General features: G+C 45.0%; 14 protein-coding genes. 11 read left to right on the forward strand and 3 right to left on the reverse strand.

Going from position 1 to position 17851, the window contains the following annotated elements; all coding sequences use genetic code 11:
* Window positions 1-4: 4 nt before the first annotated feature.
* Entirely contained in the window at window positions 5-3205 is a 3201-nt protein-coding gene (locus KOE27_RS14380; protein WP_229252771.1) for a SusC/RagA family TonB-linked outer membrane protein, read from the reverse strand.
* Between the two features lie 590 nt (window positions 3206-3795).
* Between KOE27_RS14380 and KOE27_RS14385 the strand changes: the two genes are divergently transcribed.
* From KOE27_RS14385 to KOE27_RS14395, 3 genes are all read left to right on the forward strand, one after another.
* A complete protein-coding gene (locus KOE27_RS14385) occupies window positions 3796-4551 on the forward strand; it encodes a methyltransferase family protein (RefSeq protein ID WP_215239555.1) in 756 nt (251 codons plus the stop codon).
* 97 nt (window positions 4552-4648) lie between these two features.
* A complete protein-coding gene (locus KOE27_RS14390; protein WP_215239556.1) occupies window positions 4649-5893 on the forward strand; it encodes a pyridoxal phosphate-dependent aminotransferase in 1245 nt (414 codons plus the stop codon).
* A gap of 41 nt (window positions 5894-5934) precedes the next feature.
* Entirely contained in the window at window positions 5935-6717 is a 783-nt protein-coding gene (locus tag KOE27_RS14395) for a queuosine precursor transporter (RefSeq protein WP_215239557.1), read from the forward strand.
* 25 nt (window positions 6718-6742) lie between these two features.
* Here KOE27_RS14395 and KOE27_RS14400 read toward each other — a convergent pair whose 3' ends face one another.
* A complete protein-coding gene (locus tag KOE27_RS14400) occupies window positions 6743-7498 on the reverse strand; it encodes a TrmH family RNA methyltransferase (RefSeq protein WP_215239558.1) in 756 nt (251 codons plus the stop codon).
* Between KOE27_RS14400 and tamL the strand changes: the two genes are divergently transcribed.
* From tamL to secG, 6 genes are all read left to right on the forward strand, one after another.
* Window positions 7498-9960, forward strand: coding sequence for a translocation and assembly module lipoprotein TamL (gene tamL / locus KOE27_RS14405; protein ID WP_229252772.1), 2463 nt, complete (start codon window positions 7498-7500; stop codon window positions 9958-9960). The two genes, KOE27_RS14400 and tamL, sit on opposite strands and share 1 nt — an antisense overlap.
* Window positions 9961-10147: 187 nt before the next feature.
* Window positions 10148-11599 (forward strand): tRNA (N6-isopentenyl adenosine(37)-C2)-methylthiotransferase MiaB, encoded by a 1452-nt coding sequence (gene miaB / locus KOE27_RS14410; RefSeq protein ID WP_215239559.1) that lies wholly within the window; start codon window positions 10148-10150, stop codon window positions 11597-11599.
* Window positions 11600-11679: 80 nt separating this feature from the next.
* Window positions 11680-12984: a sigma-54 interaction domain-containing protein gene (locus KOE27_RS14415; RefSeq protein WP_215239560.1), complete on the forward strand. Its 1305-nt coding sequence runs from the start codon at window positions 11680-11682 to the stop codon at window positions 12982-12984.
* 74 nt (window positions 12985-13058) lie between these two features.
* The gene (lptE, locus tag KOE27_RS14420; RefSeq protein WP_215239561.1) at window positions 13059-13598 is read left to right on the forward strand and encodes an LPS assembly lipoprotein LptE; all 540 of its coding nucleotides are present in this window, start codon (window positions 13059-13061) and stop codon (window positions 13596-13598) included.
* Between the two features lie 56 nt (window positions 13599-13654).
* On the forward strand, window positions 13655-14314 hold the full coding sequence (locus tag KOE27_RS14425; RefSeq protein ID WP_215239562.1) for a hypothetical protein: 660 nt from the start codon (window positions 13655-13657) through the stop codon (window positions 14312-14314).
* Between the two features lie 70 nt (window positions 14315-14384).
* Complete coding sequence (gene secG, locus KOE27_RS14430; RefSeq protein ID WP_310590068.1) at window positions 14385-14711, forward strand: preprotein translocase subunit SecG; 327 nt, start codon at window positions 14385-14387, stop codon at window positions 14709-14711.
* Between the two features lie 59 nt (window positions 14712-14770).
* Here the strand turns inward: secG and KOE27_RS14435 are convergent, their stop codons facing one another.
* On the reverse strand, window positions 14771-15478 hold the full coding sequence (locus tag KOE27_RS14435; protein WP_215239564.1) for a hypothetical protein: 708 nt from the start codon (window positions 15476-15478) through the stop codon (window positions 14771-14773).
* Window positions 15479-15714: 236 nt separating this feature from the next.
* Here KOE27_RS14435 and KOE27_RS14440 point away from each other — a divergent pair, with 236 nt between their 5' ends.
* Window positions 15715-16011, forward strand: coding sequence for a co-chaperone GroES (locus tag KOE27_RS14440; RefSeq protein ID WP_215239565.1), 297 nt, complete (start codon window positions 15715-15717; stop codon window positions 16009-16011).
* A gap of 61 nt (window positions 16012-16072) precedes the next feature.
* Window positions 16073-17704 (forward strand): chaperonin GroEL, encoded by a 1632-nt coding sequence (gene groL / locus KOE27_RS14445; protein WP_215239566.1) that lies wholly within the window; start codon window positions 16073-16075, stop codon window positions 17702-17704.
* The last annotated feature ends 147 nt before the right edge of the window (window positions 17705-17851 follow it).

The raw sequence follows: 17851 nt of genomic DNA on the forward strand, positions 1-17851 counted from the left end.
CAAATTAGAATGATAGGTTTAACTGAACACCATAGCTCGCTACTGACGGACCGGAGGCAAATTCACCATACAGGTTTTTAAGGTTGGTACCAAAGGTATTTGCCTCAGGATCCACGATATTGTTTCCTTTCGGCGTCCAGAGAATAAGGTTTCTTCCGAAAACACCCAGCGATGCCACGCGGATCGGCGATTTTTCAAGAAAGGCCCTGGGCACTGTATAGTTCAGAGAAACGTTTCTCAGTTTAAAGAATGTCTTAGGTAATACCTGGTTGTATTGGTACGAAGTAGTACCGCCATAATAAGTAAACACATCTGAACGGGAGATCGGAGTTGTGTTTTCAGCAAAGGTATTATCTCCTGTTTGAATCACAGAATTAGGAATGATCCAGGGTTCACGGTCATTATACTGCGTTTCCCATGCATTTCCCACAAAGTGGTTCAGACGGGCCGTGTAAGAATAAAATACACCCCCATGACGATAATCGCCGTTTGCACTCAGTTTAAAGCCTTTGTATGTCAGGTAAGTACCGATACCAGCCGTCCAGTCTGGATTGATAGAACCCCTGTAAGCTTCGTCCGGGCTGGTAAGCGGCAAGCCTGTTGATTCATTTACCACGGTACGTCCTTGTGGATCACGTAATACATCAGGAGAATATATCGCTCCAAGAGGCTTGCCAACCACCGCTCTGAGTTTTACGTCATAACTGCTGTTCAGCAAAATATTACCGGAACCTCCCTCAAATCCAAGGGATTCCACTTCATTATTAATTTTGTTGAAGTTAAGCGTTACACCCCACTCAAAATCCTTGGTCTGCACGGGGATCACATTTAACATCACTTCCACACCTTTATTTCTTACGCTACCCAGGTTAACAGTCTGTTCGGTTGCACCGGATGCCGGTTCAAGGTTAAGACTGATGATCTGGTTTTTGGTAAGCTTATTGTATATGCTCAGATCAAGGTTCACCCTTTTGCCAAATAGCCCAACTTCAAGGCCTCCTTCATATTCACGCGAAATCTCAGGTTTCAGATTAGTGTTACCAAGTATGTTGGATACCTCGTATGCATTTACCCCCGCAAAAGGGAAAACAATATTTCCAAAACCACCTGCGCGGATATCCCCCGATACATACACCGGATTCACTTTGTAGGGATCAGCATCATTACCCGCAGACGCAGCCGCAAAACGTACCTTCACGAAAGGTACTTCTGCGGGAAGTTTGAACACATCAGAAAGAACTGCACTGATGCTGGCACTTGGATAGAAGTATGAATTTTTACCCTTGGGAAGCGTGCTAGTCCAGTCGTTCCGGGCACCTACAGTCAGGTACAGCCAGCTGTCAAAGCCAAATGTTGCAGATCCGTAAACACCCATCAGACGACGGATGGTGCTGGTAGCAAAGGTAGCGGGTGTAACCGAGCTGTTGGACAGGTTATAGAATCCCGGCAAGTCCAGGTTGGTCACTTTGGAGAAATGTGTACGCGTTGTACGTTCGTTCACATTATGTCCCAAAAAGGCCTGTACATCAAAATGGCTTCCAATATTTGCCTTGTAGTTTAAGATAAGGTCGCTGTTGAACTGGCGGTTTCCTCTCGCAATTTCCGAAACACTACCCATTACGTCATTGGCCGTTTCGTTTGGAGAGCCGTCATTAATTTTACCCACGTTACCCCAGTCTTTCTGGAAAGCATCGGAATAGTCGCCACCTACACGCCATTGGATACCCAGGTCTTTCAGCAGTTGATACCCGAACTCTAGGTTTCCGAACATACGGTCTTCTTCGTATTTGTTGCCCTGGTTGTAAAGCGACCAGTACGGGTTCTGTGCATAGGGTGTAAAGTAATTGTCAAGCGAGAAAAATTTGGAAAGAGGGTTGTTCGGATCCGCATATTGTTTCGAGTCAACAATTGAATGATCACGCGGGATCTGGATTAGCTCCTGCCATAAAACGGTACCGGCACCGGCATCATCGCCCTGGCCTGTTGCAACAGCTTTCTGGTTTTTATGAACGTAGTTAATATTCGAATTCACATGGAATTTTTTCAGCTTCAATCCACCATTCAAACCTACTGTGTGACGCTGGTATGAATCTGCATTGGTCGGAACTACTCCATCTGCATCGGCATAGGAATAAGATACGCGGTAGTTGGCAGTTTCTGTTCCACCCGCAACGGCAAGGCTGCTGTTCCACTCATAACCGCGATCTAGAAAATCTTTGATGTTGTCCTTCTGAGCAGCAAATGGTTTGAGCAGCTGAGAGTTGTCAACCACATTACCCCAAAGCCTTGTTTCGCCATCCATTTTAGGTCCCCATGACCCGTTTTCATGCGCGTCAAACAATCCGCTCCATCCCTGTCCGTAGGTATTTTGCAGGTGAGGCACGCGTAAAACCTGTGTCTGCGCAAAAGAGCTTGAAAAATCAACAGTGGTTACCCCTGCCTTACCTTTTTTGGTAGTGATCAGGATCGCGCCGTTGGCCGCACGACTTCCATAAAGAGCGGATGCCGAAATACCCTTCAGAACAGTGATACTTTCAATCTCATTGGGGTTGATGTCATTCATCTGATTACCAAAATCGGTAGAACGGCTGAAGTCATCATTGGAATTCGCTGCGTTGGTAGACGAAGTATTACCCCGGTTGTTCATCGGCACGCCATCCACCACATAGAGCGGCTGATTATTACCCGTTACTGAGTTAAACCCACGGATATTCAGTACTGTAGAAGCACCCGGTGCGCCAGAAGCCGTAGATACCGAAAGACCCGGCACACGACCATTGAGTGCATCCAGCGGGCTGGTGTTTCTGCCTTCCGTGATGGAGACATTGGAAATGGTGGCGGTACTGTAACCTAATGATTTCCTTTCTCTGGAAATACCCAGAGCGGTTACCACCACCTCACCGAGTTGCTGGGCATCCGAAACCAGCACTACATTAATGGTTGTTTTGTTTCCCACCACAATGTTTTGGCCGACATACCCAACAAATGAGAAAACTAAAGTGGAGCTCGCTGCAACAGAAATGGAATATTTCCCGTCTAGGTCAGTGGTAACCCCTCTGGTCGTTCCTTTTACTGTGATGTTAACACCTGGTAGCGTGGAGCCATCGTCTGCGGTCACCACCCCGGTCACAACCTGATCCTGGGCAAATGCCGTTGTACCCAACAGCAGCAAACTACCAAGGAATGATAGTAAAAACTTCTTCATAAGGTAAAGTTTTGTTAATGTAGAATAGTTGAAAATAAAGTTACAAAGCTAATTATTGTTTTAGTAATGGCAACAAACTCCAAACGTGTAATGGTTGCAAATCAGGCAGATAAACGGCCCGTTTATTGCCTTTTTAAAAAATAATTCTTATTAAATATATAAATTTTTATAAAAAATGCAAAATACCATCATACCCTTATTTATATTTTTTCGGGACGTTTAATGGATTTTTCGCATTAAAAAGCAGATACGTTTGATAATAATTACGTAATCCTGCCGTTTAGCGTGAAGTATTGGCAAAAACCAACTTTCACAAAATTTAGTATTAAAAATAAATTAAAACCATGCCTTGTGCATGGTTATTTTAAAAGATTCCGAATAAAGAACAAGTGAACCATATATGTAGAATTAGTTACTTTCTCAACATTACTTTTTTAAACAACTGAGGAATACTATATACTTTTTTACAACACAAAGTTTTACTCCACTCTTTTACCTGACCATCATAACCCTACCTATTTTCATCCGAAGAGTCCCAAAGCAGTATTTTTTGTATATTGTCATAACCTACTAACAACTAAAAAATCAAAATGGAACTTATCAAGGAATTTGACAAACAGGGAAACTTCCTGTTTAAGTACAGGGGCACGCTGCCAATTATTATCCTTTTTCTCGGCCTGAGTGTACATGCTTATGTACGCTGGGAGGATGCCAGAACAGGAAATACTGATTTTACAGAAAACGGATATGAATTCTTTTGTCTTTGCGTGGCTTTGCTTGGCCTGGTGATCAGAATACTGACCGTAGGGTATGCCCAGAAAAATACTTCGGGCCGTAACACTGCCAGACAAGTAGCCGATCACCTCAATACCTCCGGGATGTATTCCATTGTGAGGCACCCGCTTTACCTGGGCAATTTCTTCATGTGGCTGGGCGTGGCCATGCTGACGCAGCACACCTGGTTTATTGTGGCCTTCATCCTGCTTTACTGGCTTTATTATGAGAGAATTATGTATGCAGAGGAGCAATTTATAAGTAAAAAATTCGGGAAATCGTTTTCCGAATGGGCTTCCCGCACGCCAGCCATTGTTCCTTATATAAGCCAGTGGAACAACCCCAACCTTGAATTCAGTACCAAAAAGATATTACGCCAGGAAAAAAACGGTTTTGCCGCCATTTTTATACTTTTCTTCCTGTTTGATACGGTGGGTGAATATATCACTTACGGCGATGTACAATTCCGGAACATACATTGGCTTTTCCTTTGCCTCGGAAGCTGTGTCACATATATGGTACTAAAATTGATGAAAAACAGCTCATTCCTGAAACCCGGCGTACACCGGTAAGCACTTTATCCCTAACATGTACACAATTCTGATATTTCAGGAGGATATACTCTGTTTTAATCCATAACTTTGAAGTTGTAAATCAGGACTGGTATTTATGGAATTTCTGAAAAGCCAGCGCCTCAACAATCTCAGATACGAGATACGGGGTGCTACGTACGAAAAAGCCCTTGAACTGGAAAGTCAGGGTTATAAAATTCACAATCTCAATATAGGTAACCCGGCACCATTTGGTTTCGATTCTCCTGATGAAATCGTGCATGATATCATCATGAACCTTCGGAACGCACAGGGTTACTCGGATTCGCGCGGGCTTTTCGCAGCCAGAAAGGCTGTTATGCACTATACGCAGAACCGCGGGATCCAGGACGTTGAAATTAATGACATATTTATAGGAAACGGCGTCAGCGAGCTGATCCTGCTTTCCATGCAGGCATTGCTGAACCCAGGTGACGAAATTCTTGTACCGTCGCCCGACTATCCCCTGTGGACGGCCTCCATTGCCCTCAGCGGCGGCAAACCGGTGCATTATATCTGTGATGAAGCATCGGACTGGAATCCCGATCTGGATGATATGGAGCGAAAAATCACCTCCCGCACCAAAGGTATCGTGCTGATCAATCCTAACAACCCTACAGGCGCAGTATATGAAAAGGACATCCTTGAAAAAATCGCCAGAATGGCCGAAGAGCATAAGCTGATCATTTTCTCAGATGAAATTTATGATAAGATACTCTACGACGGAGCGGTACATTACCCTATGGGTACCCTTGTAACTGATACGCTCTGTGTATCTTACGGAGGATTATCGAAAAACTACCGTTCTGCGGGTTTCCGCGGTGGCTGGATGATACTGAGCGGTGCAAAACAAAAAGCCAAATCCTACATTGAAGGAATATTGCTGCTGGCCAGCATGCGCCTTTGTGCCAATGTTCCTACACAGTATGCGATCCAGACTGCTCTGGGCGGCTATCAGAGTATCAATGAACTTGTCACTCCCTCGGGCAGGCTGCATAAACAGATGAACCTTATTTATGACCGGCTCACGGCCATACCGGGCATTACCTGCGTAAAACCCAAAGGTTCACTGTACGTCTTCCCGAAAATCGATCTTAAAAAGTTTGGCCTTCATACCGACGAGCAATTTGTTTATGATTTGCTTAGCGAACAAAAAGTGCTGGTTGTGGCGGGTACGGGCTTTAATTATATTACCGATGATCATTTCAGGATTGTATTCCTGCCTACCCTGGACGAACTCAACCAGGCAATGGACAAAGTGCAGTTTTTTCTGGAGAGCCGCAGGGTATTGTCCAGCCGGATGATTGAAGACATTATGGTTTAAAAAACAAAACGTTTCGCTTCCCTCCTTATAACTGAATTGGAATGGAACTTTCGATAGCTGAGAGGAAAAGGCAACGTCTTTTCCTGGTTCTTTGCGGCATTTTTCTTACTAATGCCCTGATCGCCGAAATAGTAGGCGGGAAGATATTTTCGGTAGAAGCATTACTGGGGATTGCCCCGGTACAAATACCAATCGGAGGGCAAAAAATGGATTTTAATATGACGGCTGGTGTAGTAAACTGGCCGATCGTATTTCTTACCTCGGATATTATCAACGAATACTTTGGCAGAAAAGGTGTAAAACGAATATCCTATCTGACTTCGGCATTTATTGTATATACCTTTTTTACTATATTCATTTCCACCCAGTTACCACCTGCGCAATTCTGGCTTGAGGTGAATAAAACAGATTCACAGGGAAACCCGTTTAATATTAACGAAGCGTTTACCAAAGTTTTCAACCAGGGATTGGGAATTATGATCGGCTCCATTACCGCGTTCCTGCTGGGACAGTTTCTGGATGTCTTTGTTTTTTCATGGCTGAGACGCAAGACAGGAACGCGCTATATCTGGCTCCGCGCCACAGGATCCACCATGTTTTCGCAGCTGGTTGACAGTTTCGTGGTGATCGGTATTGCATTTTACGTATTTGGCAACTGGGATTTGAGCCAGGTATTCTCTGTGGGCTCTATCAATTATTTGTACAAAGCACTTGTAGCCATTCTGATGACCCCGTTGCTGTATGTTGCCCATTACTTTATTGATGGCTACCTCGGCAAGGAATATGCCGAAGAACTTTCGCACAAGGCAGCGCATGAACAGTGACGGTATCAGTTTCACTAATATCTGATCAAATACCGCTCCTTCTGAGATTGTCCAGAATAACCGCCGTAGCAATACCGACGTTTAATGATTCGGCCTCCCCGTAACGCGGAATGGTGATACGGTTTGTTACCAGGCCTTCCACCAGGGGGCCTATCCCATTGGATTCATTACCCATCACAATGTATCCGCCGGTTTTTGCAAATTGAAAATCGTATAAGGATTCCCCTCCCAGAAAGGCTCCGGCCACCATCTCCCCCCGGGCGTTCTCGGATAAGTAGCTATCCAAAGGAGTATAAAAAGCATTCACACGGGTAAACGACCCCTTACTCGCGGCAATTACTTTGGGATTGTACCAATCCGTCGTATCCGGCGAACAGATGATGTTTTTGATACCATACCAGTCGGCCACACGGATGATTGTTCCCAGATTTCCCGGATCTCTCACATCGTCCAGCACAATCACATACTCCCCGGGACGTTTACTAATAAATTCGTTTTTTTTGGCTCGGGCAACAGCAATACAGGAGTCGTTTGTCTGAAAAGAACCTAGCCCCTGAAGTTCTTCTAATGAAACAGTTTCGACTTTAGGTATATGCCGGGTTAAAATACTTGAGTATTTTTGTTGAAAATCAATAGTAGCCAATACAAACTCAGTTTCAAAATCAGAGCCGAGCAGTTCTATCACACTTTTTGCTCCTTCTACAATGAAGGCCTGGGAAAGCTGCCTGTATTTCTTGATTTTCAGCGAGTTAATATATTTTATCCGGTTTTTAGATAACATTGAATAATAAGTATAGTGTCCTTTTTACTGTTATAATTCTCCTTTTTTGTACAGGATTACTTTCCTGTGCCCGAAAACCTACCCCCAAACGACAACGTTATTATCTGGGAAATTCTTCCTTCAAAGGTAACAATGTCATCAAAAACAGCGAACTCGAAGCGCTCATTCCTCAAAAACCAAATCGCCGTTTTTTGGGTTTACCCTTTTTCCCATACGTTGGTCTGTATCGCTTCGGTACGCTCTTTTACAGCAGGGAAGAACGGCAGCGCCGGCTGATTGAGGTGACGCAAAATTACCAGAAAGAAACCCGATTAAACGAAAATAATCCCCGAAAGCTTCAAAAGATCGACCGGCGTTATGCAAAAAAGATTGCAAGGGCTCAGGACAGGGTGGATAATGGCAATTTCTGGATGCGGGTTTTGGGAGAGAAACCTGTATTTTACAATGGCAAGGATGTCGAAAAAAACGCTGAAAAAATACAAAAGTATCTTTACAACAATGGTTTCTTTCAGGCCGGCGTTCACTTCACTACGGATACCATCATCAACAGGATCCGCATTATTTATCATCTGAAAGAAGGGAAACCCACCCTGCTGAACCATATCACGTACCGGGTCAGAAATCTGGAAGTTGACAGCATTATTACGGCAAACAAAAAAGATGCGGCCATTGTAACTAATAAAAGGTATGACGGTGATGCCTTTGAAGAAGAGCGTATACGCATCGAAACGTTGCTCCGAAATGCTGGCTATTTCGGTTTTTCGCGCCAGTATGTTAGCTATCTGGTTAATGATACCCTTTCCAACCCCAAGACCGACAGTGCATTAAAGCTCGTGGATGTACAGGTGCGGGTGGACATGCCCGCAAAAGAAATCTACAATAAGCCGTATACCATCCAATCAGTTCATTTTGAAGTGCTCCCACCGTCGGGATTACCGGATTCCCTTTTCCGGAAGGATACCGTGCAGTACCGAGGCATTCAGTATGTTTTTTCGGACAAGAAATTTTCAACCAAAATCCTGAATAATAAAATTCTGGTCAGACCGCAAACGCGGTACAGCCAGTTGAAAGAGCGGGAAACCCAGCAGCAGTTATCGTTAACAGACCAGTTCAGGTTTGTCAATTACAGTTACCGGCTGGACTCCGCAGGACATGGGCTTCACAGCTATTTCAAAGCCATTCCTCTGGAAAAATACCAATTATCCACAGATGTTGGCCTTAATGTTATTCAGCTTCAGGGAGCTCCCGGGCCTTTTGCAAATCTGTCTTACAAGATCAGGAACGTTTTTAACGGCCTCGAAAATTTCGAGTCCAACCTGCGCGGTGGTATCGAGCTTGTTCCCGGTTTTTTGGGAAGCCGGCAGATATACCGCAGTGAGGAAGTTGGACTAACTACCTCGCTGATCTTCCCCAGGTTACTGCTGCCCGGCAGTTTTTTCCAGAGAAAAGCGAAAGTCTACAATCCAAGGACGCAAATTGGGTTAGGTTATAATTATGTCAACCGACCTGAATATACCCGTACCAATGTAAAAATTGCAACAACCTATTCCTGGCAGCCCTCCAATACCACGATTTTCAACCTTTCACTGATTGACCTCAACATCCTGAACACCCAGAATATCCGTCCCGATTTTCAGAATTTGCTGGATACCCTCCAGCTGCAGGGCAATAATCTGATCAATAGCTTCCAGAAATCATTCGTTTCGGACGTTAACTTCAATTTTGTTTACAATACCAACCCGCTCAGCGGTCCGCCAAGGCATGCCAAATACCTGAGGGTTGCGCTGGAATCGGGCGGTACTTCGCTCAACCTGGTCAAAAAACAGGAGGACCTGATCAAAAATATTTTCGGCGACCTTCAGTTTTACAAATATCTGAGGTGGAATGTGGATTACCGGCGGTACTGGCCTATGGGGCGGCAGTCGCTGCTGGTTGCACGAGTGAACAGCGGAGCGGTGTACAGCTATGGCGACAGCAAGGTGCCACCCTATGAAAAGTATTTTTTTGCGGGAGGCTCCAACAGTTTAAGGGCCTGGCTTCCCCGACGCCTCGGACCGGGGAAGGCCAAACCCAGGCTCACTTCCAACAATTTGTCGGTAGAAGCCCCCGGGGAGTTTCTGCTTGAAGGCAACCTGGAATACCGTGGGCACCTGGCCAATTTTTTCGGAGATATTAATTATGCCCTTTTTCTGGATGCCGGCAATGTCTGGAATATTAACAGCTATACCGAAGAGGCCCAGCAATTCAGTTTCAACCGGTTTTACAAGGAAATTGCGGTGGGTACCGGTTTTGGTATCCGTTATGACGTTTCCTATTTCGTCGTCCGGTTTGACTTTGGTGTAAAAGTGTACGATCCGTCCCGGCAAAAATTTGTTTTGAATGAACTCGAAACCGACAAACTTTTCAAACGGACTCAGAGTAACTTTCTCAATGTGAACCTGGGTGTCGGTTATCCTTTCTGATCCTGACACTTCGTATCAGCGCCCTACCTCCGGTTATCCTTAATTCTCTCCGCTGATCACTGCCAGTTTGTCAGTTTTTACTGATTTATTCGTACTTTTGTAATTCCCGCTTACTGGCTCAGGCCGCACGCCTCCCGCCGTAAGCCAACTGGAACATTTAAATTAAATTGCTATATAACAAGGTCAGATGGATCATAAAATTGCCGGGGCTTTAAAAATACTGACTCATACGGACAAAGAGGCATGTGAAACCGTTAAGGTTACTGAAAATGAGCCGGTATCAGATAAAAAACGGCTGTTTATTGAGAGCTATGGCTGTCAAATGAATTTCTCAGACAGCGAAATCGTGGCCTCCATCATGCGCGAAGCAGGCTTTGCAACAACTTCGGAAGTCAACGATGCTGATCTCATTTTTCTCAATACCTGTTCCATTCGCGAAAATGCGGAACAAAAGGTACGCACACGCCTTAAACAGCTTAATGCCGTAAAGAAGAGAAAACCCGGCATGCTGATCGGCGTTTTGGGCTGTATGGCTGAAAGGCTTAAAACCAAATTTCTCGAGGAAGAAAAAATGGTGGATATCGTTACCGGCCCCGATGCCTACCGTGATTTACCCAAGCTGGTTGAAGAAGCCGGGACAGGCCAGAAAGCGGTAAACGTTTTTCTTTCCCGTGAGGAAACCTACGCTGATATCTCGCCTGTGAGGCTGAATTCCAACGGGATCACAGCCCTGGTATCCATCATGCGGGGCTGCGACAATATGTGCAGTTTCTGCGTGGTACCCTATACCCGCGGCCGGGAAAGAAGCCGTGACCCGCGCTCGATCATCCAGGAAGCTACCGATCTCTTCCATCAAGGATACCGTGAAGTAACCTTGCTGGGCCAGAATGTGGACAGTTATAAATGGAAAAGTGCTGAGGTAAACGGTGTTTCCGAAGAGATGAATTTTGCCCGGTTGCTGGAAAATGTAGCACGCATCAGCCCGGAGCTCAGAATCCGGTTCAGTACCTCACATCCGAAGGATATTACGGACGAAGTCCTGTTTACCATAAAAAAATACGACAACATCTGCAACTATATCCATTTACCGGCACAAAGCGGCAATAGCAGGATCTTGAGCCTGATGAACCGTACCTACGACAGAGAGTGGTACCTGGGAAGAATAGATAGCATCAGAGCCATACTCGGCGAAGACTGCGGAATCTCGCATGACATGATCAGCGGCTTCTGTAGTGAAACAGAAGAGGAGCATCAGGATTCACTGAGCCTGATGGCCTACGCCCGGTTCGATTTCGGTTACATGTTTTCTTATTCCGAACGGCCTGGCACCCCAGCAGCAAAAAAATACAAAGACGACATTTCGCCAGAAGTAAAACAAAGACGCTTGGCCGAAATCATTGAATTACAACAAAAAATTTCACTGGAACGTAATCTGCGTGCCGTCGGGAAAATACACCGTGTACTGATAGAGGGGACATCCAAACGGTCGGAAGAGCATTTTTCGGGGCGCAATGACCAGAATAAAGTTGTGATTTTCCCCAGGGAAAATTTCATTGCCGGAACTTACGTAGACGTACTGGTGACAGAATGTTCCACCGCCACGCTGAAAGGCCACGTGGTAAGCAAGGTACTGGCCTAACCCTTAAACTATGGCGTGGTGTTTGGGCTGCCCCGGCTACCCGGCTCCGTTTTGCACCATGCCAAAAAGCGAAATACTACATGAATCCTTCGGAAATACAAGCTATAAAAAACCGTTTTGGGATTATCGGTACTTCGCCGGTCCTGAATCACGCTATTAACGTAGCCATACAAGTTGCCGCCACCGACCTGACGGTACTCATTACCGGAGAAAGCGGTAGCGGGAAAGAATCTTTTTCAAAAATTATCCATAACCTCAGCTCCCGGAAGCACGGGCCGTTTATAGCGATCAACTGTGGCGCCATTCCGGAAGGGACTATAGACTCCGAACTTTTCGGCCACGAAAAAGGCGCTTTTACCGGTGCATTGGACGCTCGTAAAGGATATTTTGAAACCACCAACGGAGGTACCATTTTTTTGGATGAAGTAGGCGAAATGCCCATGGGCACACAAGCCAGGCTTCTGCGCGTGCTGGAAAACGGTGAATATATCAGGGTAGGCTCTTCCAAAGTGATGAAAACCAATGTGCGTATTGTAGCCGCTACCAATGTTAATCTGCTCGATGCCGTAAACAACAGCAAGTTTCGTGAGGACCTTTTTTACCGGCTCAACACGGTACCGATCTATGTCCCTCCCCTGCGTGACCGCGGAGAAGATGTGTTACTTCTTTTTAGAAAATTCACGAACGACTTTTCCGAAAAATACCGTAGCAAACCTGTCAGGCTTGATACCGACGCACGTGAGTTACTGATGCAGTATCCGTTTCCGGGGAATATCAGGCAGTTAAAAAACATAGCCGAGCAAATCACTATTCTTGAAACGGACAAAGAGTTGCCGATCACAGCCCACAGCCTGAACAATTACCTGAATCCGGTACAACCCGCAGGGCGTAAGGCACTGGTACCTTTGCGTGCTGATGACGAATCGGCCAATCCATTTTCGGAAAGAGAGCTTTTATACAAAGTGCTTTTTGACATGCGCAGGGACGTAACCGAATTAAAAAAGCTGGTGAGGGATGTGCTTGAAAATGAAAAATATGGTGGAGAAATCCTGAAAGACCATCAGGAACTGTTTAGTTCTATAGGGAATATAGAGCCGGTTATTCCCGCACCAACCATGGAACCCACCCGCTTGCTGACACCTCCTCCCCCCCGAACCGTTGAACTGGATCGTTATGACAGATATTCCGATGACCGGGATGATATCGAAGACGTTGTCCATGTGTCAGCCGAAGAAGAATCCCTTTCACTGGAAGACAAGGAGAAGGAGATGATCATCAAGGCGCTGCGCAAAAACAATAACAAACGCAAATATGCAGCCAGCGCACTTGGAATTTCGGAACGCACGTTATATCGCAAGATTAAACAGTACGACATTGAAGAATAGCGCCTGAGACTTTACGTTAGTTTAGTAAACAACAAGGAGCCATACCAGATCCTGATATAATTAAATAATCAATAATGACTCGTATTAAAAGGTATCTCACCGAAGGGAGGCGTAATATTTTAACCCTGGCTGGCCTGTTTTCACTTTCCGTGCTTTTGTATGGCTGTGGAGTATATTCATTTACCGGAACCAGCTTATCTCCTGACATCAAGACATTTACAGTACTAAACTTTACGATGGGTACTGCCGGAGGGCCGTCGGATCTGCCGCAAAGGTTAACGGAGCAGGTAAAAGAATATTTTCAGAAAAACACGAGTCTTACCCAATTACCTTCGGGCGGAGACCTATTACTTGAGGGATCCATTACCGGATATGACGTGGTAGCTGCGGCTCCGACCGCCAGTGACCAGGCAGGCCTGAACCGGCTGAACGTAACCGTGCAGGTAAGGTTCACCAACGCGAAAGATGAAACGAAAAATTTCGACCAGTCATTCACCTATTATGCTGATTTTCCGCAGGACCAGACACTTAATCAGAACGAAGCCCGGCTGCTTCCTACTATCCAGGAAAACCTCGTGCAGCAAATTTTCAACAAATCGGCGGCAGACTGGTAAGGCAGTATCATTTTTAGTATCTTCATTTGGAAATTCAATCATTTAAATAACGATTCATGTCAATCGTAGAAAAAGAATTATTCAGCGAGCTTGTAAAAAATCCGGCTTTGGTAACCGTCGATGTTATTCCCCAGCTGGAAGAAACAACAAAGGCTTTCCCATTTTTTCAGATCGCATACTCGCTACTGGCAAAAGCTTCCGCGCTGAATGGTACGCTTGGCCTGGACCAAACCAAGCCCAAGGCGGCAGCTTATGCGCTTAGCAGGGTGGCTTTGCAGCGCCTGGTTGAAAATGACACAGATCGGTTTGACGCAAGTGAACTCGCCGGGGAACTGATTCATGCCCTTCCGGAAGAAACCGAACCGCAGGACAGTGCCGACCTGTTCATCGGCCTGGCTCCCCAGGATACCACGCCCGCCGGGCAAAAATCGGACGAGCAGAAAAAACAGCAGCAGATCATTGAAGGATTTATGAAAAAAAATCCGAAGATCATCCGCCAGGACAATCAGATTGAACCAGTAGCAGTTGACCTCAAAGGGCGGCTTGCCGAATCGGGATCGGGTGAAATTGAGACAGAAGCATTTGCAAAAATTCTGCTCAAACAAGGCAAGATTGACAGGGCCATGGACCTCTACCAAAAATTGATTTTGAAAAATCCGGAAAAAAGAAATTACTTTGCGAAAAAATTAAGCGAATTACATCATGCTGAAAATTAATTCGGCAGCTGATTAACCGAGCATTTACGCATTCATTCATTTTATATTTATTAAAGGCATGTATCTGGGTTTGATTATTCTTGTTGCAATTGTTGCAGTTTTACTGATTCTGGTGGTATTGGTACAAAATTCAAAAGGTGGTGGACTATCCAGTGAATTCAGTGGAGCGGGTTCAGCCCAAATGTTTGGCGTAAAAAAAACTACCGATTTACTTGAACAGATTACCTGGGGATTAGCCGGGGCTGTTATTCTGATTTCCCTTGCTTCTTATATTATGGTGGGCGGAAGCCAGGACGGCGGAAGCATCAAAAGCATCAATGTTGAAAGAGCGCAAAATACGGTTATTCCGGGTGGCGCAGTTGCTCCTGCACCCGCTGCTGATACTGCCAAGAAATAATTGGCTGACACTTTAAAGAAAAAGCCTGATGCTGACTCGTGAATCAGCATCAGGCTTTTTTATGCCACGTTAAGATACCTGAGCATCAGCTTTTGGGTAATTGGCAAAAGTGTTTCCTGCAGCGGATAGTCGTACCTGGATTCAACCACATAGGTTGCCGGATTGGGCATGACCTTATATTTTCTGGTCAGGTCGACTTTAAGCTGAGAAACGCTGGTACCCATTCCAATCCTGACGCGGTCAACGAAAACCGTCCTGAGATACCGTTCCTTGTACTCATTATACAATGCCAGCTGATACTGAAAAATTGACACCATTTTTTCATAGCTGTGCAAAAAGAACAGGTACCCTTCCTCGGTCCTGAGTGGTACGATACCCACGGGCGAAATGGTGATATGCTCCCCTATTTCCGATATCCGGCTGGCACCCTTATCCAGTGTGCCTGAAAACAGGGGAATTGCAAAGTCCAGAATTCCGTTCAATTCTGTAAGATAAGGAGTATCCGAAATTGTTTCTTCATACTCCAGCTTTACAGCTTTCAGATTAATCCGCTTTAAATTCTTTGGGAATGATTTGGCAATGGCCTGCTTGTTCTTCTGCAGGCCCACACAGGTATCAAAATGAAGCCTCAGTTCATTTAAGTGTGGGAAATATTTGTCTTTGGTAAACTGCCCTTCAATGTGCTGCAGGTAAGCCAGTAAGACGTATTTTTTGTATTCAAAATCAAAAATACCTTGGGTAAGCCAATTATGGTCAAGCTGGGTCATAGTATTTTGGCATTTGATGTTGGTAAAATTTAGCCATTAATTGCCAAAAAAGCAATTATGGCATCTTTCTGCCATTTATAATATCCGCATATTACCAGGATATCCCCCTTAGGTACAAAAATGTCATACTACCTATGAAAAAATGTCAGCCCCGCGGGGTTGGCACGAATTGTTTAGGAGTGAAGCCAGTCAATTTAAATTAATGACAATTAATAAATAAAAACGTTTAATATCTTATGTCAACTTTAGCAGAAATACAAGTGAGCGTACAACCTCTGGCTGACCGTGTTCTTGTAGAACCAGCCCCAGCAGAAGAAAAAACTGCATTTGGTATCATTATCCCTGATACTGCAAAAGAAAAACCGCAGCGTGGTACTGTCTTGGCAGTTGGACCAGGTAAAAAAGATGAGCCTCTTACCGTTAAAGTAGGTGACACAGTATTGTATGGCAAATATTCAGGTACTGAACTTGCCTATGAAGGCAAAGACGTGCTGATCATGCGCGAATCGGATATTTACGCCATCGTTGGTTAATTATCTTATCCAGAACAAATTAAGATTTTCCATTAAAGTTTAATTCAAATTCCTTATTCATATGTCTAAGAAAATATTTTTTGACACAGAAGCACGTGACAAAATCAAGCGTGGTGTAGATACCCTGGCTGACGCCGTTAAAGTAACCTTAGGACCTCGTGGCCGTAACGTTGTAATCGATAAAAAATTCGGTTCTCCAAGCATCACAAAGGATGGTGTAACAGTTGCGAAGGAAATCGACCTGAAAGATCCTATCGAAAACATGGGCGCTCAGTTGGTGAAAGAAGTGGCTTCAAAAACTGCTGATTCTGCTGGTGACGGTACTACAACTGCAACTGTACTGGCACAGGCGATTTATTCAATCGGTGTGAAAAACGTAGCAGCTGGTGCTAACCCCATGGATCTGAAACGTGGTATTGAAAAAGCAGTTGCTGTTATCACAAAAAATCTTGAAGGACAGAAAAAAGTGATTTCTACTTCAAAAGAAATCGCTCAGGTTGCAACTATTTCTGCTAACCATGATGAGGAAATCGGTAATATGATTGCCGAAGCGATGGAAAAAGTAGGAAAAGAAGGTGTGATCACTGTGGAAGAAGCACGTGGTACTGAAACAGAAGTGAAAACTGTTGAAGGTATGCAGTTTGACCGCGGATACCTATCTCCCTACTTTGTGACCAATACAGAGAAAATGGAAGCTGAGCTGGAACGCCCTTACATTTTGATCTCTGAGAAGAAAGTTTCTTCTATGAAAGAACTTCTTCCGGTATTGGAAGCGGTTGCTCAAACCGGCCGTCCTTTGCTTATTCTGTCAGAAGATGTTGACGGAGAGGCGCTTGCTACATTGGTAGTAAACAAAATCCGTGGTGCCTTGAAAGTAGCTGCTGTAAAAGCTCCTGGTTTTGGTGATCGTCGTAAAGCGATGCTCGAAGATATCGCCATCATCACAGGCGGACAGGTGATCAGCGAAGAACGTGGTTTCAAACTGGAAAACGTAACACTGGACTACCTGGGAACTTGCGAAAAAGCCATCATTGACAAAGACAACACAACGTTGGTAAACGGTGCCGGAAATTCTGAGGATATCCAGGGCCGCGTGAACCAGATCAAAGCACAGATCGAAAATACAACTTCGGATTACGATCGTGAAAAACTTCAGGAACGTCTTGCAAAACTGTCGGGCGGTGTAGCGATCCTTTACATTGGTGCGGCTACTGAGGTTGAAATGAAAGAGAAAAAAGACCGTGTTGACGATGCCCTGCATGCCACCCGTGCTGCTGTTGAAGAAGGTATCGTAGCAGGTGGTGGTGTTGCCTATATCCGTGCAACTACTGCCCTGGAAGGCTTAACCGGAAACAACGAAGACGAAACAACCGGTATCAACATCATCCGTGTTGCGCTGGAAGCTCCTCTGAGAACCATCGTTTCCAACTCAGGCCAGGAACCATCCGTAGTTGTTCAGAAAGTAAAAGAAGGAACAGGTTCATACGGATACAATGCCAAAGACAATGTTTATACCGACTTGCTGGAAGCTGGTATCATAGATCCTAAAAAAGTTTCACGCCTTGCTTTGGAAAACGCTGCTTCAATCGCAGGTCTTCTATTGACAACTGAATGTGTGATTGCTGACGAACCAGAAGAAAATGCAGCTCCTGCAGGCCATGGCCACGGAGGCGGCATGGGTGGAATGATGTAATATCAACCACTGCTTTGATTATACGGAAAAAGCCGGTAGCTATGCTGACCGGCTTTTTCCGTTAACAATGGATATATTTTCGAAACGGACAGCTCAAAAAAATAACCGTCCGGAAAATCCAGACGGCTATTCACTTTACTCAACGTT

This window comes from Dyadobacter sp. CECT 9275 (assembly GCF_907164905.1).
In the GTDB taxonomy this organism is placed as follows: Bacteria; Bacteroidota; Bacteroidia; order Cytophagales; family Spirosomataceae; genus Dyadobacter; species Dyadobacter helix.

Coding starts and splice junctions, on each gene's coding strand:
- KOE27_RS14380 (WP_229252771.1), bottom strand. CDS start 3,205: ATGAAGAAGTTTTTACTATCATTCCTTGGTAGTTTGCTGCTGTTGGGT.
- KOE27_RS14385 (WP_215239555.1), top strand. CDS start 3,796: ATGGAACTTATCAAGGAATTTGACAAACAGGGAAACTTCCTGTTTAAG.
- KOE27_RS14390 (WP_215239556.1), top strand. CDS start 4,649: ATGGAATTTCTGAAAAGCCAGCGCCTCAACAATCTCAGATACGAGATA.
- KOE27_RS14395 (WP_215239557.1), top strand. CDS start 5,935: ATGGAACTTTCGATAGCTGAGAGGAAAAGGCAACGTCTTTTCCTGGTT.
- KOE27_RS14400 (WP_215239558.1), bottom strand. CDS start 7,498: ATGTTATCTAAAAACCGGATAAAATATATTAACTCGCTGAAAATCAAG.
- miaB (WP_215239559.1), top strand. CDS start 10,148: ATGGATCATAAAATTGCCGGGGCTTTAAAAATACTGACTCATACGGAC.
- KOE27_RS14415 (WP_215239560.1), top strand. CDS start 11,680: ATGAATCCTTCGGAAATACAAGCTATAAAAAACCGTTTTGGGATTATC.
- lptE (WP_215239561.1), top strand. CDS start 13,059: ATGACTCGTATTAAAAGGTATCTCACCGAAGGGAGGCGTAATATTTTA.
- KOE27_RS14425 (WP_215239562.1), top strand. CDS start 13,655: ATGTCAATCGTAGAAAAAGAATTATTCAGCGAGCTTGTAAAAAATCCG.
- KOE27_RS14435 (WP_215239564.1), bottom strand. CDS start 15,478: ATGACCCAGCTTGACCATAATTGGCTTACCCAAGGTATTTTTGATTTT.
- KOE27_RS14440 (WP_215239565.1), top strand. CDS start 15,715: ATGTCAACTTTAGCAGAAATACAAGTGAGCGTACAACCTCTGGCTGAC.
- groL (WP_215239566.1), top strand. CDS start 16,073: ATGTCTAAGAAAATATTTTTTGACACAGAAGCACGTGACAAAATCAAG.